The following is a 19295-nucleotide window of genomic DNA, read 5'->3' as shown; positions in this document are numbered from 1 at the left end:
GAGAGGCAACACCATGAGCACCGAGCTGAGCCCCGACACCCAGGCCCTGGCCGGGCTGCTTGAGCAGGCCCGGAAGGAGTACGACGAGCTCGCCGGGCGCGGGCTGTCCCTCGACCTGACCCGGGGCAAGCCGGCGCCCGAGCAGCTCGACCTCGCCGAGGACCTGCTCAGCCTGCCCGGCGGGCGCCACACGGCCGCCGACGGCACGGACGTCCGCAACTACGGCGGCCTGCAGGGCCTGACCGAGCTCCGGGAGATCTTCGGCGAGCTCCTCCAGGTGCCCGCGGGGCAGCTGCTCGCGCTCGGCAACTCCAGCCTGGAGCTGATGCACGACTGCCTCGTGCACGCCCTCCTCGGCGAGGTGCCCGGCGCCACGTCCCGCTGGGTGGACCAGGAGCCCATCGCGTTCCTGTGTCCCGTGCCCGGCTACGACCGGCACTTCTCGCTCTGCCGGCGGTTCGGCATCGACATGATCCCCGTGGCGATGACGCCGGACGGCCCCGACATGGACGAGGTCGAGCGGCTGGTCGCCGGGAACCCGGCGATCAAGGGCATCTGGTGCGTGCCGAAGTACAGCAACCCCGACGGCGTCGTCTACAGCGACGAGACCGTCGCGCGGCTCGCCGCCATGCCCACGGCCGCGCCCGACTTCCGGATCTTCTGGGACAACGCGTACGCCGTGCACGACCTCACCGACGAGCCCGCCGAGCTCGCCGACCTGCTGAGCGCGTGCGCCGCGGCCGGACACGAGGACCGGGCGTTCGTCTTCGGCTCCACCTCGAAGATCACCTCGGCCGGCGCGGGCGTCGCGTTCTTCGGCTCCTCGCCCGCCAACCTGAAGTGGCTGCTCGCGGCCAACCAGAAGCGGTCGATCGGTCCCGACAAGGTCAACCAGCTGCGGCACGTGATGTTCCTCAAGGACGCCGACGGCGTACGGGCGCACATGGCGCGCCACCGCGCCCTGCTGCGGCCCAAGTTCGAGACGGTCGCCCGGATCCTGGAGGCCGAGCTCGGCGGCACCGGCCTCGCCACCTGGACCTCGCCGAAGGGCGGCTACTTCGTGACCCTGACGGTCCCGGACGGCTGCGCGAAGGAGGTCGTGCGCCACGCGGCGGAGGCCGGCATCGTGCTGACCCCGGCCGGCGCCACGCACCCCCTCGGCGACGACCCGCGCGACGCGGTCATCCGCATCGCGCCCAGCTACCCGGGCCTCGCGGAACTGGAGGCGGCCATGAAGGGCCTCACGACCTGCGTCCGCCTCGTCGGATACGAGCAGCGGGCCGCCGCGGCCCGCTAGTCCTCGGCGCCGGGATCCCCCGTACCCTCCGTACGCCCGGGCTCGGGCCGTTCCAGGAACGGCCCGAGCAGCCCCGGAACCGCCCGTTCCGCGAAGGCGAGGCCCTCCGCCTCGTCCACGTCGTACGCCGCGTACGCCTGCGCGCCCGCCGCCGTCGTCGCGCTCAGCGTGACCAGGCCCGCACGCCGCTGCAGCACCGACTGCTTGACCGTCCAGCCGATCACCCCGCCGCGCCGCAGCGCCACCGTCGACCGGCGCAGCGTCCCGGAGCGTACGACGAGGTAGTCGCCGTCGACCGCGTGCCCCAGGCCGCGGTACGCGTCCTCGGCCAGCGCCACCGCGGCCGGCCCGAGCAGCGCCGCGCAGGCCGCCCCCAGATACCCGAGGACCGGTACGCCGAGTACCGCCCCGAGCAGGACCAGGACCAGCGCGGGGGCCGCCGCCGACGCCACCGCCCAGCGGATCCTGCGCGCCCGCGCCGCCCGCGGATGCGGCGTGAGCCGCGCCGCGGTGGGCGTCACCGGCTCCCGCAGGATCCGCGCCGCCACCTCGGCGGCGAGGGCCCGCGGCGCGGCGGGCAGCAGCGTGCTCGGCCCCGCTTGGTCCTCCTCGTCGCGGCGCGAGAGCCCCGTGGCGACCGCGTCCACCCGCGCCGCGCCGGACAGCCGAAGCCCGAGCGGCTCCACCACGTCCACGCCCCGCAGCCGCGCCTCCTCCAGGGAGACCGAACGGGCCGTGAGGAGCCCGCGCCGCACCCGCAGCGTGCCGCCGGGCTCCCGTTCCAGGCGGTAGTTCCACCACATCTCGACCCAGAGCCCGAGCGCCCCCACCGACCCGGCCGCCAGCGCCACCGCGACCAGCGCGACCACCAGGCCCGCCACCGACATCCCGCGGAACAGCTCGCCGACCCCGTCGATGATCTCCTCCTGCACCCCGAACCACTCGCTGACCTGCATCACCGCGCCGCCCGCCGCAGCCGCGAGCGCCGAGGTGACGAAGGAGAGCGGGGCGTACCGGATCCAGCGGGGATCGAGCGCGGCGAGGGTGCCCGGCGCGTCCGGCACGGCGTCCGGCGCCGTACGGCTCAGCAGTTCCCGCCGCAGCCGTTCGCCCTCCGCCCTGCGCACGGGCCGCAGTTCGAGGGTGGCCTCCTGGCCGGCGCTCTGCTCGCCGGTGCCGATGCGGACCTCCACCAGGCCGAGCAGGCGCAGCAGGGGATGGGCGACGAGGTCGACGGAGCGTATGCGCTCCCGGCTCAGGGAGCGGTGCTTGGCGAAGAGGATGCCGCTGCGCAGCTCGGCGCGGTCGGGGCCGATGCGGTAGCGGCTGTGCCGCAGCCGCAGCGCGTCCAGCGCCACACCGCCGCCGACCAGCAGCAGGCTCAGGCCCACCGCCCAGGCCAGTACGGGCCCCATGGCCACCCAGCCCTGGAAGCTGAGGGTGACGGGCACACCGACGGCGGAGACCACGCCGCCCGTCATCTGCACGGTGACGAGCATCGAACGCCGGTCGAGCCGCCGCCAGCCGTGGTCCTGGCCTTCGGCGGACGCGGCTTCCCCGTCGGGGGCCGTCCGGGGCGCCGCGCCGGGGGAGCGCCCCGGTGACTCCGTGAGGCCGCTCATGTCGCGTCCCCCGGCGTCGCCTGCGTGACCAGGGCCAGCCGTTCGGCCAGCTCGGCGGCGGTCGCGTGGTCGAGCCCCTTGACCTGGAGCGCACCCTTCGCGGACGCGGTGGTGACCGTCACCGTGCTCAGCCCGAACATGCGCTGGACGGGACCGCGCATGGTGTCTACGGTCTGCAGCCGCGACATCGGCGCGATCCGGCCCTCCGTCCAGAAGAAGCCGGTCCGCACGTACACCGCGTCGTCGGTGACCTCCCAGCGGTGCACCCGGTACCACCACGGCGGCAGCAGCGCCCCGGCGAGCAGCCCCGCCGCCGCGACGACGGCGGCGGGCAGCAGCAGCCAGCAGCGGGCGGGCGCGATGAGCGCCCCGAGCAGGCCGAGAACAGCCGCCGGGGCGGCGGCCGTCAGCAGCAGGCGGGTGCGCCACCAGGCGACGGCACGGCGGTCCAGACGGTGCCGCGGTGGCCGCAGCCGCACGCCCGCCGTCGCGTCTCCTTGGTCAACAACCATGAGACGAAAGGTACTTGCTCCCCCAAGTCGCCCGCGCACCCGCTGTGGCCCGGCTCGGCCGGATCTCGACCGGCGGCACGCCCGCGCGGCCCTACGCCCCCACCCGCAGGCTCGCGTCCAGCAGCCGCAGCGCCTCCTCCGAGCTGGAGCCCGCCTCGGCGGTGTAGACGCTGAGCCGCTGGTCGGGGTCGGCGGGCAGCGTCAGGGACTCGTAGTTGAGGGTGAGCGGGCCGGCGACCGGGTGCTGGAAGTGCTTGCTGCCGTGGGTGTGCCGGTGCACGTCCTGGTCGGCCCACCAGCGGCGGAAGTCCTCGTCCGCGAGGGAGAGTTCGCCGACGAGTTCGGCGAGCAGCGGGTCGTGCGGGTGGCGTCCGGCGTCGCGCCGGAGCGAGGCGACGATGTCCCGGGCGTGGATGTCCCAGTGGGCGTACAGCGAACGGGCCCTCTCGTCACGGAACATGAACCGCACCAGGTTCCGCTCCCGGTGCGGCAGCGCCTCGAAGTCGGTGAGCAGCGCCCGCGCCATCGGGTTGGCGGCGAGGACGTCGAGCCGCCGCCCCAGGACCAGGGCGGGGGTGTGCTCCAGGATCCGGAGCAGGTCGCGCAGCCCCGGCCGGACCGGCTGCGGACGCGTCGCCGCACGACGGGACCCGGCCGCCGTCGGCTTGGCGAGCTCGAACAGATGGGTGCGCTCGACCGGATCGAGGCGCAGCGCACGGGAGATGGCGTCGAGCACGGTCTCGGAGACGTTCAGCCGGCGCCCGCGCTCCAGGCGTACGTAGTAGTCGACGCTGACACCCGCCAGGTGGGCGATCTCCTCGCGGCGCAGCCCCGGCACGCGCCGCGGACCGCCGTCGTCGGGCAGGCCCGCCCGGCGCGGGGTGATCCGTGCCCGCCGGGAGCGGAGGAACTCACCGAGTGCTGTGTTGCGGTCCATGCCGTTCACGATACGGCCCGAGATCGCCGCGGGGGCCCGCGAAGGGGGGACCGGCGGACCCCCGGTCCGGCAGACCCCCGGCCCACCCGTTCCCGGGTCGGGCCGGGCTCCCTGGAACCGGGGCAACGGCCTTTTCCGGTGCTGAAGTTGGACGTGCCGAGGACGTCCGGGGCCGACCGCCCCGGACGGCCCCGCGTTCCGCACCGTACGAAGGGAACTCCCGTGTCGGACTCCAAGACATTCCTGATCACCGGCGTCAGCACCGGCCTCGGCCGCGCACTCGGCCGCGCGGCGCTCGCCGCGGGCCACCGGGTGGTGGGCACCGTGCGCACACCCGAGGACGCCCGCGCCTTCGAAGCGCTCACCGGCGACGCGCACGCCCGCATCCTGGACGTGACCGACCACGCGGCGGTGGACGAGGTCGTCGCCGGGGCCGAGCGGGACCTGGGCCCCCTCGACGTGGTCGTCGCCAACGCCGGGTACGGCCACGACGGCCTCTTCGAGGAGTCGTCCATGGACGACCTGCGCCGCCAGTTCGAGGTGAACGTCTACGGCACCGTGGCGGTGATCAAGGCCGTGCTGCCGCACCTGCGCGAGCGCCGGGCGGGCCACATCATCGCCGTCACCTCGATGGGCGGGCTGGTCACCATGCCGGGCCTGAGCTTCTACCACGGCAGCAAGTTCGCGGTGGAGGGCATCCTGGAGACGCTCGGCAAGGAGGTCGCCGACTTCGGCGTCCACGTCACCGCCGTCGAGCCGGGCAGCTTCCGCACCGACTGGTCCGGCCGCTCGATGATCCGGGCGCCCCGCTCGATCCCCGACTACGACGAGCTGTTCGAGCCGCTGCGCCACCGCCGGATCCACGGCGGCGGGACCCAGCCGGGCGACCCGGACAAGGCGGCGGACGCGGTGCTGCGCATGGTGGCGGCCGAACGGCCGCCGAAGCGGCTGCTGTTGGGCAACGACGCGCTGCGGCTCGTTCGGGCCGGACGTGAGGACTTCGAGCGCGAGATGCGGGCGTGGGCGGAGGTGTCGGCCGCCACCGACTTCGACGAGGCCGCCCGGTCGTCCGCCTGAGCTCACCCGCCGTCGGGGCCGGCCGCCCTCCGGCCCCGACGACGGCGGCCCGGCGCCCGCGGCCTCAGTGCTGCTGCGGCTTCTGCGGCGTCGCCTCGCTCGGCCGCACGATGACGTACCCCTCGCCCTCCAGCTTCAGCTGCACGGCCTCGCCCGAACCGCCGCGGATCATCGAGCCGATGGACTGCGAGCGGTGCAGGGAGGTGTGCAGGTCGGCGGTCCAGCCGACCACCGCGTCGGTGTCGACGAACACCGGCTGCTGCGGCGACACGGGGATCACCAGCGGGCTGCCCTCACAGATCAGGCCGAGCTGCCCGGTGCCGGTGAAGACGCTGTTGAACAGCCCGCCGCCGGTCATCCCCGCGCCCTTCACGGTCTTGATCTCGTACGAGAGGGTGGCGTCGAAACAGAGGACGTTGCGGCCGTTGACCGTCAGCACGTCACCCGGTTCGACGTCGACGATGAAGCAGTTCTGCGCCTCGTGCGCGAACCACGCCTCGCCCTGGCCGCGCACGGCCATCAGCGGCAGCCCCTCGCCGGTCATGGCGCGCTTGAGCATGCCGCCCACGCCCTGGCCCTTGCGCTCGAACTGCAGATTGCCCCGGTAGGCGATCATCGCGCCCTGCCGGGCGAACATCTCGCCGTTCACCGCGTACTTGACGGACTTGGCGTTCTGGAGGGTCATGCCGGGCGCGTGGGCCGGCTGGGCCATGTGGTCGCTGGAGAACAGGTCACTCTTCATGCCCGTATTTTGGGCCACCCGGGGTGATCGCGGAAGCGTGATCCCACCGCGGCATGCGGACCCTCTCCTTCCTGGGCACATCCCGGGTGCGGTCGCCCGGGTTCGCCTAGAGTCGCACCGGTGCAGATCACCGAACTGACCGCCGCCGAACGGCGGGTGTGGGAGGCGTTTCCGCTCGGGCGGACCGTCGACTTCTGCGAGCGCGACGGGGAATCCGCGGAGCCCGGCGCCGGCTGGGGGCCCGAGCGGACCGTCCGCGCCGAGGTCCTGCGGTGGTTGCTGCTCAGCGGGCCCCGGCAGGACGGCGAGGTCCCGGTCCTCCGCGTCACCGGCGCGCGGATCACCGGCCGCCTCAACCTCCATTACGCGGAGGCCGCGGGCCCGATCCACCTGTGGGCCTGCTACTTCGACGAGGTGCCCGACCTCTACGGGGCGCAACTGCGCCAGTTGTACCTCGGCCGGTCCGTGCTGCCGGGCCTGCACGCCACCGCGCTGCGGGTCGACGGCTCGCTGCGGATGTCCGGCTGCCGGGTGCGGGGACCCGTCCGGCTCGGCGGGGCGCGGATCTCCGGGGCGGTCTTCTTCGACGGGGCGCACGTGGGGGAGGAGGGCGTGACGTACCCCGAGCCGGTCCTCGCGCTCAATCGCGTGACGATAGACGACGACTTCCAGGCGGGCGGGGGGTTCCGCGCCGACGGGGAGGTCCGCCTCGCGGGGTCCGTGATATCCGGCGACATCACGTTCAACGACGCGGTGCTCAACCATCCGGGAGGGACGGCGCTGCACGCGACGAACCTGAGGGCCGGGGCGGATCTACATGCGACGCGGCTGGCGGTGTACGGACGGCTCAACATGCCCGGCGCCCGCATACAAGGCATGATCGACTTCGAGGGCGCCCGGCTCTCCAACCAGGGTGGCACGGTTCTGCGCGCCAGCAACGTCGTCGCGGGCGCGCTCTATCTGGCCGAGGCCGAGCCCATTCAGGGAGCTGTCACCTTGCGCGGCTGCCGCCTCGAATTCCTGCACATGGCCACGGAGACGTGGCCGGACCGGGTTCGCTTGGACGGTCTGACGTACGAGAGGCTCGGCCCGCCAGAGCCCGCCGAACGCCGACTCCAGGTCCTGGAGCGGGATACGGACGGCTACGTCCCGTACGCATACGAGCAGTTGACCGCCGCGTATCGCCGCAACGGCGACGACGCGGCCGCCCGCACCGTCCAGCTCGCCAAGCAGCGTCGCCACCGCGCGACCCTGGCGTGGTACGCCCGCGCCTGGGGCCACCTCCAGGACGTGACCGTCGGCTATGGGTTCCGGCCCACGCGGGCGGCGGTCTGGCTGCTGTCGCTGCTGTTGGTGGGTGCGGTCACCTACGCGGTGCGGGAGCCTGCGGCGCTGAAGCCGGAGGAGGCACCGGAGTTCAACCCCCTGTTCTACACGCTGGATCTGCTGTTGCCGATCGTCGACTTCGGCCAGGAGAAGGCGTATGCCGCGCAGGGGGCGTATCAGTGGTTCGGGTATGCGCTGGTGGTGCTGGGGTGGACGCTCGCGACGACGATCGCGGCGGGCGTCACGAGGGCGATCAGTCGTCAGTAGGGGTTCGTCGGGTGCGGGTTCGTGGGGGCTGGTCGCGCAGTTCCCCGCGCCCCTGGGGAGCCTGCGTCAGCGTCGGCCCTTCGCGTACGTCACGAACGCTTGCCAGGCGGCTGCGCCGAGTACGAGGCTCGGGCCCTGGTCAACGTTCTTGCTGTCCCGCACGGGGACGACCCCGGGGACTCCGTCGGCGACCTCGACGCAGTCGCCGCCCTCGCCGTTGCTGTAGCTGCTTTTGCGCCAGCGGGCGGCGCCCACGAAGTCGTACGCCACCTCGACGCAGCTGCCGCCTTCGCCGTTGCTGTAGCTGCTTTTGCGCCAGCGAGCGTTGCTCAGGTCGTACTCGTGCATCGTCTGTAGTCCTCAGCCGCCGACTCGACCAGGGCGAGGGACACCTCCGGCGACAGCGCGGCGCCCCTGAGCAGATCGTAAGCGCGCTGTGCCCGCGCCACCACCACCGGTTCGTCGACGAGCGTTCCCGAAAACGAAGTCTCTGTATAGGCGGTAGGCGGCGCGTCCTCGAAGCCCATGAGTGTGAGCATCCCGCCCATCGTGGCGTGCGCGCCCGCTGCGTAAGGAAGGAGCGACAGGAGCACCTGCCGCTCCCGCATCAGCCGAGCAACGTGCTCCAACTGCTGGGCCATCGCCTCCGGCCCACCCACCGGGATGTACAGCACGTTCTCGTGCAGCACCACCCAATACTCGGGCCGCGCCGCATCCTTGAGGATCCCCGCCCGCTCCAGCCGTGCCGCGACGATCTCGTCCACGTACGCGTCCGTGACGAACGGATTGGCCGACAGCGTCACCGCTCGCGCGTAGGCGGACGTCTGCAACAGGCCCGGGATCAGCGTCGGCGCGAACTCACAGATCTTCGTCGCCAGTGCCTCAAGCTCCACCACCGCGGCGAAGTAATCCGCGTAGCGGCGGTCATCGATCAGTTTTCGGCACATCCGCTCGAAAATACCGTCGGTTTGCAGGACCTCGTCGATCCGCTCCGCCACATCCAACTGCGGTTTGCGAATTGCTTGTTCGAACTGGCCAATGTATCCACCGGAGACGAATACCCGCGTACCCAGCGCCGACTGGCTGAGGCCCGCGTCCTCCCGTCTCCGTTTCAGCTCGGCCCCGAAGAACTCCCAAGCCGCCTGACGTGAACCATTGGCCATGGCCAACCGCCTTCCGCTGCCCCGCAGTTGTAGGGGACAGACTCCTGCCGAGTGTAGGGGGAGTGCGTCACCGTATGTGCGAGAAGAGTGAAATCCGAAGGCGAAGGGGAGCCACGTGAAGGTGGATGGAAAGCATCACGCAGAGGCATGTATCGAGCATGCGGAGGAAACCGTGAAGGAATTGCGCGACGCACTCACCGAGGCGGGAATTACGCTGCCCTCGCTGGGGATCGACCCGGCGACCCTCGCCCGCGAGACGCCCTGCCCGCGCATCGAATTGGGCGGGTGTTCCGCCGACACCGCGGCCCGGCTGGCCGCCGCCCTGCGGAGGGCGGCGGCATGAACCTGCACCTCCCCGTCGGCTCGTACGTGGTCGACACCCGCAGCGGCCGCGTCGGCCGGGTCATGGGCCACGAAGGGCCGTACGTCCAGCTGCGCCCCTACGGGGGCGGCCGGGAGTGGGACTGCACTCCGGAGGCCGCCCGCTCGGCGACCACCGAGGAGCGGCTGCGCGCGGCGACGGCGTACGCGAACGCCAGGAGCCGGGGCGAGGTCCCCTGAGGGAGGCCGAGGGGCCCCGTAAGGGGGGCAGGGGCCCACCCGGGCCCGGGGACCCGTCGGCGTACGCGAGAATGGGTCCATGAGTCTGTTCCGCGACGACGGCATCGTGCTGCGCACCCAGAAGCTGGGTGAGGCGGACCGGATCATCACCTTGCTCACGCGCGGTCACGGCCGCGTACGCGCGGTGGCCCGCGGGGTGCGCCGCACCAAGTCCAAGTTCGGCGCGCGCCTCGAACCGTTCTCCCACGTCGACGTGCAGTTCTTCGCGCGGGGGAGCGAGCTCGTCGGCCGCGGCCTGCCGCTCTGCACGCAGAGCGAGACCATCGCTCCGTACGGTGGCGGGATCGTCACCGACTACGCGCGCTACACGGCAGGCACCGCCATGCTGGAGACCGCCGAGCGGTTCACCGACCACGAGGGCGAGCCCGCGGTGCAGCAGTACCTCCTGCTCGTGGGCGCCCTGCGGGTGCTGGCCCGCGGTGAGCACGAGCCCCACCTCGTCCTCGACGCCTTCCTGCTCCGCTCGCTCGCCGTCAACGGCTACGCCCCCACCTTCAACGACTGCGCCAAGTGCGGGATGCCCGGGCCGAACCGGTTCTTCTCGGTCGCGGCGGGCGGCTCGATTTGCGTCGACTGCCGGGTGCCCGGCAGCGTCGTGCCGTCGGCGGAGACGCTCACGCTGCTCGGGGCGCTGCTCACCGGCGACTGGGAGACGGCGGACGCGTGCGAGGCGCGGCACGCCAGGGAGGGCAGCGGCCTCGTCTCCGCCTATCTGCACTGGCACCTGGAGCGCGGACTGCGCTCCCTGCGCTACGTAGAGAAAAGTACGTGAGTGTGAGTACGTGAGCGCGCGAGTCCCTCGTGTGCGGAGAACAGCTAGGTAGGAGAGAGCCCCCCATGGCACGACGCGGAATCCTCGGACGGTCCCGCCGTGAGTACACGCTTCCCGAGCCCCACCCCTCGGGCGCGCGGCCGCCGAAGATCCCCGGTGAGCTCGTCCCGCAGCACGTGGCGATCGTCATGGACGGCAACGGACGCTGGGCGAAGGAGCGCGGGCTGCCCCGCACCGAGGGGCACAAGGTCGGCGCCGAGCGCGTCCTGGACGTGCTGCAGGGCGGCATCGAGATGGGCGTCGGGGCGATCTCGCTGTACGCCTTCTCCACGGAGAACTGGAAGCGTTCGCCGGACGAGGTGAAGTTCCTGATGAACTTCAACCGCGACTTCATCCGCAAGACCCGCGACCAGCTGGACGACCTGGGCGTGCGGGTGCGCTGGGTGGGCCGGATGCCCAAGCTGTGGAAGTCGGTCGCCCGGGAGCTGGAGATCTCCCAGGAGCAGACCAAGGACAACGACAAGCTGACCCTGTACTTCTGCATGAACTACGGCGGCCGCGCCGAGATCGCCGACGCCGCGCAGGCGATGGCGGAGGACGTGAAGGCGGGCCGGCTCAACCCGTCGAAGGTCAACGAGAAGACCTTCGCGAAGTACCTGTACTACCCGGACATGCCGGACGTCGACCTCTTCCTGCGGCCGAGCGGCGAGCAGCGCACGTCCAACTACCTGCTGTGGCAGAGCGCCTACGCCGAGATGGTCTTCCAGGACGTCCTGTGGCCGGACTTCGACCGGCGCGACCTGTGGCGGGCCTGCCTCGAATACGCCGGGCGCGACCGCCGCTTCGGCGGCGCGATCCCCAACGAGGAGCAGATCGCGAACAGTTAGGGCCGGGCGCGAGAGGGCCCGCACCGTCCGCCGGACGGTGCGGGCCCTCTCGCATACGTACCGTTACTTGCTCGCGCACTCCTGGCACGTGCCGAAGATCTCCACCGTGTGCGCCACGTTCACGAATCCGTGCTCGGCGGCGATGGCCTCGGCCCACTTCTCGACCGCGGGGCCCTCGACCTCGACGGCCTTGCCGCAGACGCGGCACACCAGATGGTGGTGGTGATCGCCGGTGGAGCAGCGGCGGTAGACCGTCTCGCCCTCGCTGGTGCGCAGGGCGTCGACCTCGCCGGCGTCGGCGAGGGACTGAAGGGTGCGGTAGACCGTGGTCAGACCGACCGAGTCGCCCTTGTGCTTGAGCATGTCGTGCAGCTCCTGGGCACTGCGGAACTCCTCCACGTCGTCGAGCGCCGCGGCCACCGCCGCACGCTGGCGGGTCGACCTGCCTCGAACCGGGGCTCCCACGGTTGCCTCCTCGCGTCTGCGCTCTGGTCTGGGCCTGCCGGGCCATTGTGCCAGGTCGGCCCGGACGCGGGTCAGCTCTTGGCCACCGGTTGGGCCGGGACCGCGCACTCCGCGGGATCGCCCGCCGCCTCCGCGGCGGCCACGGCCCGCGCCCTGCGCCTGGCCAGCGGCGTCGCGAGCACCGTGAGGACGATGAAGACGCCGATGGTGAGCAGCACGATGGTCGCGCCGGGCGGCACGTCCTGGTAGTACGAGGTGACGGTGCCGCCGAGGGTCACCGCGACGCCGACGGCCACCGAGATCGCGAAGGTCGCCGCGAAGCTCCGGGTGAGCTGCTGGGCGGCCGCCACCGGCACCACCATCAGGGCGGAGACCAGCAGCAGGCCGACGACCCGCATGGCGACGGTGACGGTGACCGCGGCGGTGACCGCGGTGAGCAGGTTGAGGGCCCGCACCGGCAGGCCCGTCACGCGCGCGAACTCCTCGTCCTGGCTGACCGCGAAGAGCTGGCGGCGCAGCCCGACCGTGACCAGGACCACGAAGGCGGCGAGCAGACAGATCGCGGAGACGTCCTCCTCGGAGACCGTCGACAGCGAGCCGAAGAGGTACGACTGGAGGTTGGCGTTGGAGCCGCCGGGGGCGAGGTTGATGAACATCACGCCGCCCGCCATGCCGCCGTAGAACAGCATCGCCAGGGCGATGTCGCCGCGGGTCTTGCCGTACCAGCGGATCAGCTCCATGACGACGGCGCCGACGATGGCGACCGCCGTCGCCATCCACACCGGGGACGTCGAGAGCAGGAATCCGAGGCCGACGCCGGTCATCGCGACGTGGCCGATGCCGTCGCCCATCAGGGCCTGGCGGCGCTGGACGAGGTAGATGCCGACGGCGGGCGCGGTGATGCCGACCAGGACGGCGGCGAGCAGGGCCCGCTGCATGAAGGCGTAGGTGAGGAGTTCCATCGTTCTTGCTCGCCCTCAGGTCAGCAGGCCGGTGCGGACCGGCTCCGCGTCGGCGGTGTGCGGGTGGACGTGGTCGTGGCCGGGCAGGGCGTGCTGGCCGACGGCGCGCGGCGGCGGCCCGTCGTGCAGGACGCAGCCGTCGCGGAGCACCACGGCGCGGTCGATCAGCGGCTCCAGGGGGCCCAGTTCGTGCAGCACGAGCAGGACGGAGGCGCCCTGGGCGACCTGCTGGCGCAGGGTGGCCGCGAGGACCTCCTGGCTGGCCAGGTCGACGCCGGCCATCGGCTCGTCCATGATCAGCAGCTCCGGTTCGGAGGCCAGCGCGCGGGCGATGAGGACGCGCTGGTGCTGGCCGCCGGAGAGGGCGTTGACGGAGTCCTTGGCGCGGTCGGCGAGGCCGACGAGCTCGATGGCGCGGGCGACCGCCTCGCGGTCGGCCTTGCGCAGCACGCCGAAGCGGGCCCGGGAGAGCCGCCCGGAGGCGACGACCTCGCTGATCGTGGCGGGCACGCCGCCGGCGGCGGTGGTGCGCTGCGGCACGTACCCGACGCGCGCCCAGTCGCGGAAGCGGCGGCGCGGGGTGCCGAAGATCTCGACCTCGCCGCCGGTTACCGGGACCTGCCCTATGACGGTGCGCACGGCGGTGGACTTGCCCGAGCCGTTGGCGCCGAGCAGGGCGACGACCTCGCCGCGCCCCACGGCGAGGTCGATGCCGCGCAGGACGGGGCGCGAGCCGAGCTCGGCCGTCACCTCGCGCAGGGATATGACGGCTTCGCGTTCGCCGGGACCGGCTGGCTTGCTCATGGCGGATGCCTCCGTAGCCGCGGGGGAGTGGGTCACTTGGCGCCCAGGGCCTTCTGGAGGGCCTTGAGGTTGGACTCCATGACCTGGATGTAGTCGGTGCCCCTGGAGTCGTCGGTGATGCCCTCGACGGGGTCGAGCACGTCGGTCTTCAGGCCGGTGTCCTTGGCGAGGGTCCGCGCCGTCTTGTCGCTGACGAGCGTCTCGTAGAAGACCGTGCTGACGCCGTCGGCCTTCGCCATGTTCTGGAGCTCCCTGACGCGCTTGCCGCTGGGCTCGCCCTCGGGGTCGAGGCCGCTGATGGCCTCCTCGGTGAGGCCGTAGCGCTCGGCGAGGTAGCCGAAGGCGGCGTGCGTGGTGATGAAGACCTTGGACTTGGTGTCCTTCAGGCCGTCTTCGAAGGACGTGTTCAGGCCGCCGAGCCGCTTCACGAGCTGCGCGGTGTTCTTCTTGTACGTGGCCGCGTGGTCCGGGTCGGCCTTCTCCAGGGCCTTGCCGACGCCCTCGGCGACCTCGGCGTACTTCACCGGGTCGAGCCAGATGTGCGGGTCGGCGCCCTCGTGGTCGTGGCTGTGGCCCTCGTGCTCCCCGGCGTGCCCGCCGACCTCGTTGCCGTGCTTCTCCATGCTGGTCAGCGAGGCGGCGTCGACCTTGGTCCCGATGCCGGACTGGTCGATCGCGTCGTCCACGGCGGGCTGCAGGCCCTTGAGGTAGAGGGCGACGTCGGACTCCTCCAGCTCGCCGCGCTGGTGGGCGGAGACGTCGAGGTCGTGCGGCTCCTGGCCGGGGCCGGTGAGGGTGGTGACGGAGACGTGCTTCCCGCCGATCTGCTCCGCCAGGTACTGCAGGGGGTAGAACGACGCCACGACGTCCAGCTTGCCGTCCTTGCCGGCCGCGGTGGAGGTGGAGCAGGCCGTCAGCGCGGTGAGGCCGAGGACCGTGGCGGAGGCGAGGGCGGCGGCGGGTATGAGGCGTCGTACGTTCATGACACTCATTTTCAACAAATGTGGAAACGATTGTCAACAAGGTCTCCGGTCCGGGGCCCGGCCCCGTGCCGTACCGGAACCGATTTGATTAGGGGGGTGAGGCCGCCGGTAACCTGAAGCATTCGCTCCCGAAGCGCGTTACCCGCTTCGCCCGCCGTCGTCATGAAGAGAGCACCGTGGCCGCCGACAAGATCGACACCATCGTCAGCCTGAGCAAGCGCCGTGGCTTTGTTTTCCCCTGCAGTGAGATCTACGGCGGACAGCGTGCCGCCTGGGACTACGGTCCGCTCGGCGTCGAGCTGAAGGAGAACCTGAAGCGCCAGTGGTGGCGCTACATGGTCACCTCGCGTGAGGACGTCGTCGGCATCGACTCGTCGGTCATCCTGGCGAGCGAGGTCTGGCAGGCCTCCGGCCACGTCGCGACCTTCTCCGACCCGCTCACCGAGTGCCTCTCCTGTCACAAGCGCCACCGCGCCGACCACCTGGAAGAGGCGTACGAGGCCAAGCACAACCGCCCGCCGGCCAACGGCCTCGCGGACGTGAACTGCCCCAACTGCGGCACCAAGGGTCAGTTCACCGAGCCCAAGCAGTTCTCCGGCATGCTCGCCACGCACCTCGGCCCGACCCAGGACAGCGGCTCCGTCGCCTACCTGCGCCCCGAGACCGCGCAGGGCATCTTCACCAACTTCGGCCAGGTCCAGCAGACCTCGCGCCGCAAGCCGCCCTTCGGCATCGCGCAGATGGGCAAGTCCTTCCGCAACGAGATCACGCCCGGCAACTTCATCTTCCGCACCCGCGAGTTCGAGCAGATGGAGATGGAGTTCTTCGTCAAGCCGGGCGAGGACGAGAAGTGGCAGGAGTACTGGATGGAGCAGCGCTGGAACTGGTACACCGGCCTGGGCCTGCGCGAGGAGAACATGCGGTGGTACGAGCACCCGAAGGAGAAGCTCTCCCACTACTCCAAGCGCACCGCTGACATCGAGTACCGCTTCCAGTTCGGCGGCAGCGAGTGGGGCGAGCTGGAAGGCGTCGCCAACCGCACCGACTACGACCTGACCGCGCACTCCAAGGCGTCCGGCCAGGACCTGTCCTACTTCGACCAGGAGGCCGGCGAGCGCTGGACTCCGTACGTCATCGAGCCCGCGGCCGGTGTCGGCCGCACGATGCTCGCCTTCCTCCTCGACTCCTACATCGAGGACGAGGCGCCCAACGCCAAGGGCAAGCTGGAGAAGCGCACGGTCATGCGCTTCGACCACCGCATCGCGCCGGTGAAGGTCGCGGTCCTGCCGCTCTCCCGCAACCCGGAGCTGTCCCCGAAGGCCAAGGGCCTGGCGACCGCCCTGCGGCAGAACTGGAACATCGAGTTCGACGACGCGGGCGCCATCGGCCGCCGCTACCGCCGCCAGGACGAGATCGGCACGCCGTACTGCGTGACCGTCGACTTCGACACCCTCGACGACAACGCCGTGACGGTGCGCGAGCGCGACACCATGAAGCAGGAGCGGGTCTCCCTCGACCAGATCGAGGGCTACCTCGCCACGCGCCTCGTGGGCTGCTGACGCTCGTACGTTCCCTGAGTGACGGCAGGAAGCCCCCGGTTCCGGGTTATGGAACCGGGGGCTTCTGTGCACACTGAGGCGCATGCCTCCAACGACCACGAGCAGGGTCAGACGCTGGGACCAGCACGGGCGCGAGCACGTCGTCCAGGTGCAGAAGGCGGGCGGGCAGCGGCAGTTGAGCTGCGCGACGTGCGGCTGGCGCCGGAAGGCGCAGTTCCTGCCGTGGCTCAAGGCCGAGGAACACCTGGCGGAGGAGCACCAGGCGACGGTGGATCCTTCGTCGTCGTCCTAGGGCGTCCGCCGCGGTCCTGCCGGACGGTCCGCGGTGACCAGCCAGGCGGTACTGCGGAGCCGGACGGCGCCGTCCGCGTCCGCCGTCCCGTGCCGGCGCAGATGGCCGGTCAGGGCGTGGCGGGCCCGGACCCGCGCGCTCGCGTCGGCCCGGTCCATCAGATGCCGGCCGGGCCCGATGCCCAGCAGGAACTCCGCTGCGCCCTCGGCTTCCTGCCCCCAAGTGCCGTACGTCTGCGCCTGGTTGACGTCGACGCCGGTGAACCCGGCCGCGGTGAGGGGAGCCGACCGGCCGCGGCGCTGCGCATCCGCGAGGCGCTGCGGGAGGGGGCGCCGGGCTTCACCACGATCCAGGAGTCCGTCACCGGATATCTGGCGGCCGAGAAGGAGCTGGGCCGGCTGGCGGAGACCGTCGACCCGGAGACCGTGGCCCTCGCGATCGTCGGCACCGCACACCATCTGCTGATGACGAGCTGGCCGGACGCGCCGGGCGCGCCGGATCCGCCACTCGCGATGACGCGCCTGGTGACGGTGTTGGTGGGCGGCTAGGGGCCGCCCACGGGTCGTCGCGCGGGCTGCGGCGCGGGCTGTGGCGCGGTCGTCGTGCGGGCCGTCGTCCGGGCTTGCCTCAGTCCCCCTGCGACCAGGCGGCCACCGGGAGGGAGAGATAGACGCCGAAGTCGTCGCATCCGGTGGCGAGGCGGATGGCGTCGTGCAGTTGGTCCACCCGCTCCTGCCGGTTGCGGGACCGGCTCTCGAACCACTTCGACCGCACCTCGACGACGAAGTCCAGACCGCTGCGGTCCCACGGCCCGAGCTCCCGGAACCGCAGCTCCACGTCGCCCGGCTGCAGGTCGCCGTCGTACGGCTCCTCGGGACACTCCACCGCGAGGGACACCAAGTGGGGGAGGGCGGAACCGAGTTCGCGGAGGGTGGCCTCGGGGACCTGGGGCGCGTAGGTGATCTCGACGAGCGGCATCGGATCACTCTATCCAGGCCTTGCGGGGCCGCTCCAGGGCTTTTGTGGCGGAACGCCGGGCGTGCGGGCGGGGCGCGTGGGCCGGGCGGAGCCGGGAGGACGAGGTCAGGCGCGCAGGCCGCGCAGGGTCAGGTCGAGCACGGCGTCGAACGCGGCCTGGATGCCGGGGCGGGACCAGTGCGCGGCGTAGGCCGGGTCGTGGAAGCGGGACGTGGCGTCGAAGACCGCGCGGGCCGACGTCGCGGGGTCGGCGGACGCGAACTCCCCGCTGTCCACGCCCTGTCGGATGATCGCGGTCAGCTGGCCGGTGAGGTCGGCGATGTGGTCGTCCACCACGTCGCTGTTCTCGTCGACGAGGACCGAGTACGTGCCGAAGAGCTCGGGGTCGTCACCCGCCTTGTGCTGCTTGGCGTCGAAGAGGCCCGCCAGCCAGCGGCGGAGCTTGGCCTCGGCCGGCTCGCCGCCGGCGACGATCTCGGCGAGCGCCCCGGAGGTACGGTCCAGCCAGCGCCGCGTCACCGCGCCGCGCAGCTCCGCCTTCGTACGGAAGTGGCGGTAGACGGTGCCGTGGCTGACCCCGAGGGCGCGGGCCACGTCGACGACCGTGGCCTTGGCCGCGCCGTGCCGGCGCAGCACCTCCTCGGTCGCTTCGAGGATGCGCTCGGGGGTCAGGGGAGCCGCGGTTGCCATGGCATAGACCGTACCCGTGGGCGGTTCAGTGCTCGCTGTCGAGGTGTGCCATCTGGGCCTCGGGGTAGCGCGCGCCGGCCGCCGCGTCCGCGGGCACGGCCGCCTCGATCGCCGCGAGGTCCGCGTCGTCGAGCGTCACGTCCAGGGCGCCGAGCGCCTCGTCGAGCCGGGCCCGGGTGCGGGCGCCGACCAGCGGCACGATGGCCGCGCCGTGCCGGGGGCCCTGTGCGAGCACCCAGGCGATGGCGGTCTGCGCGACGCTGACGCCCTTCTGGTCGGCGATCTTGCGCAGGGCCTCGACCAGGTCCAGGTTGCGGTCGAGGTTCTCGCCCTGGAAGCGGGGGCTCATCGAGCGGAAGTCGTTCGCGGAGAGCTGCCGGTCGCGGGTGAAGTGGCCGGAGATCAGGCCGCGCGAGAGGACGCCGTACGCGGTGACGCCGATGCCGAGCTCGGCGACCGTGGGCAGGATCCGCGCCTCGATGCCGCGCGAGATCAGGGAGTACTCGATCTGCAGGTCGGAGATGGGGGCCGTGGCCGCCGCCCGGCGGATCGTGTCGGCGCCGACCTCGGAGAGGCCGATGTGCCGCACGTACCCCTTCTCGACCAGTTCGGCGATGGCGCCGACGGTCTCCTCGACGGGGACATCGGGGTCGATGCGGGCGATGCGGTAGACGTCGATGTGGTCGACGCCGAGGCGCTGGAGCGAGTACGCCGCGAAGTTCTTCACGGCGGCGGGGCGCCCGTCGTACCCCGACCAGCCGCCGTCCGGGTCGCGCAGGGCGCCGAACTTGACGCTGGTCAGGGCCTGTTCGCGGCGCGCGGCGGGGGCGGAGCGGAGGGCTTCGCCGATCAGCATCTCGTTGTGGCCCATGGCGTAGAAGTCGCCGGTGTCCAGGAGGGTGACGCCGGCTTCGAGGGCGGCGTGGATCGTCGCGATGGACTCCGTGCGGTCCGCCTCTCCGTAGAGCGCGGACATGCCCATGCAGCCGAGGCCGAGGGCGGAGGTGCGGGGGCCGTGGTTTCCGAGGGGGAGGGTTCGCAGAGTTCGCATGCGTCCACCATGGCATGACGGATGACAGATTTCAATATCTGTTATTTGTTATCTGTCAGTTGTCACGGGGGGGGTGGGTGTGTTTTGGGGTGTGCGCGGTGAGGGGAGGGGGGTGGGCTGGTGTTGTGTGGCGGGTGGCGGTTCTGGTGGGCAGGGGTGTGGGGGTGGCGGGGCCGTGGGGGTATGTGCGTACTCGCCATCCCTGCGCCGCGCCGCACGGACAAGGGCGCCAGTGTGGGCTCGGTGCTCCGTTCGCACATACCCCCACGTCCCCTCCCGGCCGCTTTC

22 protein-coding genes and 1 pseudogene are annotated in these 19295 nt (G+C 71.9%); 10 read left to right on the top strand and 13 right to left on the bottom strand.

Annotated features, from left to right (window positions below):
• Window positions 1–13 precede the first annotated feature (13 nt).
• A complete protein-coding gene (locus ACZ6B8_RS01840; RefSeq protein WP_471605981.1) occupies window positions 14–1297 on the top strand; it encodes an aspartate aminotransferase type Ic in 1284 nt (427 codons plus the stop codon).
• On the opposite strand, the gene ACZ6B8_RS01835 is transcribed toward ACZ6B8_RS01840, so the two are convergent.
• The 3 genes from ACZ6B8_RS01835 to ACZ6B8_RS01825 all read right to left on the bottom strand — a co-directional run bounded on the left by ACZ6B8_RS01835 (window position 1294) and on the right by ACZ6B8_RS01825 (window position 4368).
• Entirely contained in the window at window positions 1294–2919 is a 1626-nt protein-coding gene (locus ACZ6B8_RS01835; protein ID WP_471605980.1) for a PH domain-containing protein, read from the bottom strand. The genes ACZ6B8_RS01840 and ACZ6B8_RS01835 overlap by 4 nt on opposite strands.
• Window positions 2916–3431, bottom strand: a complete 516-nt coding sequence (locus ACZ6B8_RS01830; RefSeq protein ID WP_471605979.1) for a PH domain-containing protein — start codon at window positions 3429–3431, stop codon at window positions 2916–2918. Before ACZ6B8_RS01830 ends, ACZ6B8_RS01835 begins: the two co-directional genes overlap by 4 nt.
• 91 nt (window positions 3432–3522) lie before the next feature.
• Window positions 3523–4368, bottom strand: a complete 846-nt coding sequence (locus ACZ6B8_RS01825; RefSeq protein ID WP_471605978.1) for a helix-turn-helix domain-containing protein — start codon at window positions 4366–4368, stop codon at window positions 3523–3525.
• A gap of 222 nt (window positions 4369–4590) precedes the next feature.
• On the opposite strand from ACZ6B8_RS01825, the gene ACZ6B8_RS01820 reads away from it, so the two are divergent.
• Window positions 4591–5445, top strand: a complete 855-nt coding sequence (locus tag ACZ6B8_RS01820; RefSeq protein ID WP_471605977.1) for an oxidoreductase — start codon at window positions 4591–4593, stop codon at window positions 5443–5445.
• Window positions 5446–5509: 64 nt separating this feature from the next.
• Here the strand turns inward: ACZ6B8_RS01820 and ACZ6B8_RS01815 are convergent, their stop codons facing one another.
• Window positions 5510–6187 carry an AIM24 family protein gene (locus tag ACZ6B8_RS01815; protein WP_471074255.1) on the bottom strand — a complete coding sequence of 226 codons (678 nt, stop codon included), beginning with the start codon at window positions 6185–6187 and terminating at the stop codon, window positions 5510–5512.
• A 120-nt stretch (window positions 6188–6307) separates the two neighbouring features.
• Here ACZ6B8_RS01815 and ACZ6B8_RS01810 point away from each other — a divergent pair, with 120 nt between their 5' ends.
• A complete protein-coding gene (locus ACZ6B8_RS01810; protein WP_471605976.1) occupies window positions 6308–7780 on the top strand; it encodes a membrane-associated oxidoreductase in 1473 nt (490 codons plus the stop codon).
• A 66-nt stretch (window positions 7781–7846) separates the two neighbouring features.
• Here ACZ6B8_RS01810 and ACZ6B8_RS01805 read toward each other — a convergent pair whose 3' ends face one another.
• Window positions 7847–8128, bottom strand: a complete 282-nt coding sequence (locus ACZ6B8_RS01805) for a DUF397 domain-containing protein (protein ID WP_471605975.1) — start codon at window positions 8126–8128, stop codon at window positions 7847–7849.
• Window positions 8110–8943 carry a helix-turn-helix domain-containing protein gene (locus ACZ6B8_RS01800; protein WP_471074265.1) on the bottom strand — a complete coding sequence of 278 codons (834 nt, stop codon included), beginning with the start codon at window positions 8941–8943 and terminating at the stop codon, window positions 8110–8112. The genes ACZ6B8_RS01805 and ACZ6B8_RS01800 overlap by 19 nt, the downstream gene beginning before the upstream one ends.
• Window positions 8944–9058: 115 nt before the next feature.
• Between ACZ6B8_RS01800 and ACZ6B8_RS01795 the strand changes: the two genes are divergently transcribed.
• The 4 genes from ACZ6B8_RS01795 to ACZ6B8_RS01780 all read left to right on the top strand — a co-directional run bounded on the left by ACZ6B8_RS01795 (window position 9059) and on the right by ACZ6B8_RS01780 (window position 11223).
• On the top strand, window positions 9059–9286 hold the full coding sequence (locus tag ACZ6B8_RS01795) for a hypothetical protein (protein WP_471074268.1): 228 nt from the start codon (window positions 9059–9061) through the stop codon (window positions 9284–9286).
• Window positions 9287–9288: 2 nt separating this feature from the next.
• Window positions 9289–9504: a hypothetical protein gene (locus tag ACZ6B8_RS01790; RefSeq protein WP_471076402.1), complete on the top strand. Its 216-nt coding sequence runs from the start codon at window positions 9289–9291 to the stop codon at window positions 9502–9504.
• 79 nt (window positions 9505–9583) lie between these two features.
• Complete coding sequence (gene recO, locus ACZ6B8_RS01785; RefSeq protein ID WP_471074271.1) at window positions 9584–10336, top strand: DNA repair protein RecO; 753 nt, start codon at window positions 9584–9586, stop codon at window positions 10334–10336.
• A gap of 65 nt (window positions 10337–10401) precedes the next feature.
• The gene (locus tag ACZ6B8_RS01780; RefSeq protein WP_471074274.1) at window positions 10402–11223 is read left to right on the top strand and encodes an isoprenyl transferase; all 822 of its coding nucleotides are present in this window, start codon (window positions 10402–10404) and stop codon (window positions 11221–11223) included.
• A 63-nt stretch (window positions 11224–11286) separates the two neighbouring features.
• Here the strand turns inward: ACZ6B8_RS01780 and ACZ6B8_RS01775 are convergent, their stop codons facing one another.
• From ACZ6B8_RS01775 to ACZ6B8_RS01760, 4 genes are all read right to left on the bottom strand, one after another.
• Entirely contained in the window at window positions 11287–11688 is a 402-nt protein-coding gene (locus ACZ6B8_RS01775; RefSeq protein WP_355808519.1) for a Fur family transcriptional regulator, read from the bottom strand.
• A 71-nt stretch (window positions 11689–11759) separates the two neighbouring features.
• Complete coding sequence (locus tag ACZ6B8_RS01770; protein WP_471074277.1) at window positions 11760–12650, bottom strand: metal ABC transporter permease; 891 nt, start codon at window positions 12648–12650, stop codon at window positions 11760–11762.
• A gap of 15 nt (window positions 12651–12665) precedes the next feature.
• Complete coding sequence (locus tag ACZ6B8_RS01765) at window positions 12666–13454, bottom strand: metal ABC transporter ATP-binding protein (RefSeq protein WP_471605974.1); 789 nt, start codon at window positions 13452–13454, stop codon at window positions 12666–12668.
• A 32-nt stretch (window positions 13455–13486) separates the two neighbouring features.
• Entirely contained in the window at window positions 13487–14437 is a 951-nt protein-coding gene (locus ACZ6B8_RS01760) for a metal ABC transporter substrate-binding protein (RefSeq protein WP_471074283.1), read from the bottom strand.
• 176 nt (window positions 14438–14613) lie between these two features.
• On the opposite strand from ACZ6B8_RS01760, the gene ACZ6B8_RS01755 reads away from it, so the two are divergent.
• From ACZ6B8_RS01755 to ACZ6B8_RS01745, 3 genes and pseudogenes are all read left to right on the top strand, one after another.
• Window positions 14614–15996, top strand: coding sequence for a glycine--tRNA ligase (locus ACZ6B8_RS01755; RefSeq protein WP_355808530.1), 1383 nt, complete (start codon window positions 14614–14616; stop codon window positions 15994–15996).
• A gap of 82 nt (window positions 15997–16078) precedes the next feature.
• Complete coding sequence (locus ACZ6B8_RS01750) at window positions 16079–16288, top strand: hypothetical protein (RefSeq protein WP_471605973.1); 210 nt, start codon at window positions 16079–16081, stop codon at window positions 16286–16288.
• A gap of 281 nt (window positions 16289–16569) precedes the next feature.
• Window positions 16570–16836: pseudogene (locus ACZ6B8_RS01745) on the top strand (TetR/AcrR family transcriptional regulator); the annotation flags it as partial.
• A gap of 79 nt (window positions 16837–16915) precedes the next feature.
• On the opposite strand, the gene ACZ6B8_RS01740 reads toward ACZ6B8_RS01745, so the two are convergent.
• From ACZ6B8_RS01740 to ACZ6B8_RS01730, 3 genes are all read right to left on the bottom strand, one after another.
• Complete coding sequence (locus tag ACZ6B8_RS01740) at window positions 16916–17266, bottom strand: hypothetical protein (protein ID WP_471074290.1); 351 nt, start codon at window positions 17264–17266, stop codon at window positions 16916–16918.
• Window positions 17267–17371: 105 nt separating this feature from the next.
• Complete coding sequence (locus ACZ6B8_RS01735) at window positions 17372–17956, bottom strand: TetR/AcrR family transcriptional regulator (protein WP_471074293.1); 585 nt, start codon at window positions 17954–17956, stop codon at window positions 17372–17374.
• Between the two features lie 25 nt (window positions 17957–17981).
• Window positions 17982–19007, bottom strand: coding sequence for an aldo/keto reductase (locus ACZ6B8_RS01730; protein WP_471074296.1), 1026 nt, complete (start codon window positions 19005–19007; stop codon window positions 17982–17984).
• Window positions 19008–19295: the final 288 nt, after the last annotated feature.

Source organism: Streptomyces sp. NPDC041122, assembly GCF_055592445.1.
This window is presented reverse-complemented; position numbering and strand designations above follow the sequence as displayed.

Excerpts from the sequence above, each read along its gene's own strand:
- ACZ6B8_RS01840 (WP_471605981.1), top strand. The coding sequence starts at position 14 with ATGAGCACCGAGCTGAGCCCCGACACCCAGGCCCTGGCCGGGCTGCTT.
- ACZ6B8_RS01835 (WP_471605980.1), bottom strand. The coding sequence starts at position 2,919 with ATGAGCGGCCTCACGGAGTCACCGGGGCGCTCCCCCGGCGCGGCGCCC.
- ACZ6B8_RS01830 (WP_471605979.1), bottom strand. The coding sequence starts at position 3,431 with ATGGTTGTTGACCAAGGAGACGCGACGGCGGGCGTGCGGCTGCGGCCA.
- ACZ6B8_RS01825 (WP_471605978.1), bottom strand. The coding sequence starts at position 4,368 with ATGGACCGCAACACAGCACTCGGTGAGTTCCTCCGCTCCCGGCGGGCA.
- ACZ6B8_RS01815 (WP_471074255.1), bottom strand. The coding sequence starts at position 6,187 with ATGAAGAGTGACCTGTTCTCCAGCGACCACATGGCCCAGCCGGCCCAC.
- ACZ6B8_RS01805 (WP_471605975.1), bottom strand. The coding sequence starts at position 8,128 with ATGCACGAGTACGACCTGAGCAACGCTCGCTGGCGCAAAAGCAGCTAC.
- ACZ6B8_RS01800 (WP_471074265.1), bottom strand. The coding sequence starts at position 8,943 with ATGGCCAATGGTTCACGTCAGGCGGCTTGGGAGTTCTTCGGGGCCGAG.
- recO (WP_471074271.1), top strand. The coding sequence starts at position 9,584 with ATGAGTCTGTTCCGCGACGACGGCATCGTGCTGCGCACCCAGAAGCTG.
- ACZ6B8_RS01780 (WP_471074274.1), top strand. The coding sequence starts at position 10,402 with ATGGCACGACGCGGAATCCTCGGACGGTCCCGCCGTGAGTACACGCTT.
- ACZ6B8_RS01770 (WP_471074277.1), bottom strand. The coding sequence starts at position 12,650 with ATGGAACTCCTCACCTACGCCTTCATGCAGCGGGCCCTGCTCGCCGCC.
- ACZ6B8_RS01765 (WP_471605974.1), bottom strand. The coding sequence starts at position 13,454 with ATGAGCAAGCCAGCCGGTCCCGGCGAACGCGAAGCCGTCATATCCCTG.
- ACZ6B8_RS01760 (WP_471074283.1), bottom strand. The coding sequence starts at position 14,437 with ATGAACGTACGACGCCTCATACCCGCCGCCGCCCTCGCCTCCGCCACG.
- ACZ6B8_RS01750 (WP_471605973.1), top strand. The coding sequence starts at position 16,079 with ATGCCTCCAACGACCACGAGCAGGGTCAGACGCTGGGACCAGCACGGG.
- ACZ6B8_RS01740 (WP_471074290.1), bottom strand. The coding sequence starts at position 17,266 with ATGCCGCTCGTCGAGATCACCTACGCGCCCCAGGTCCCCGAGGCCACC.
- ACZ6B8_RS01735 (WP_471074293.1), bottom strand. The coding sequence starts at position 17,956 with ATGGCAACCGCGGCTCCCCTGACCCCCGAGCGCATCCTCGAAGCGACC.
- ACZ6B8_RS01730 (WP_471074296.1), bottom strand. The coding sequence starts at position 19,007 with ATGCGAACTCTGCGAACCCTCCCCCTCGGAAACCACGGCCCCCGCACC.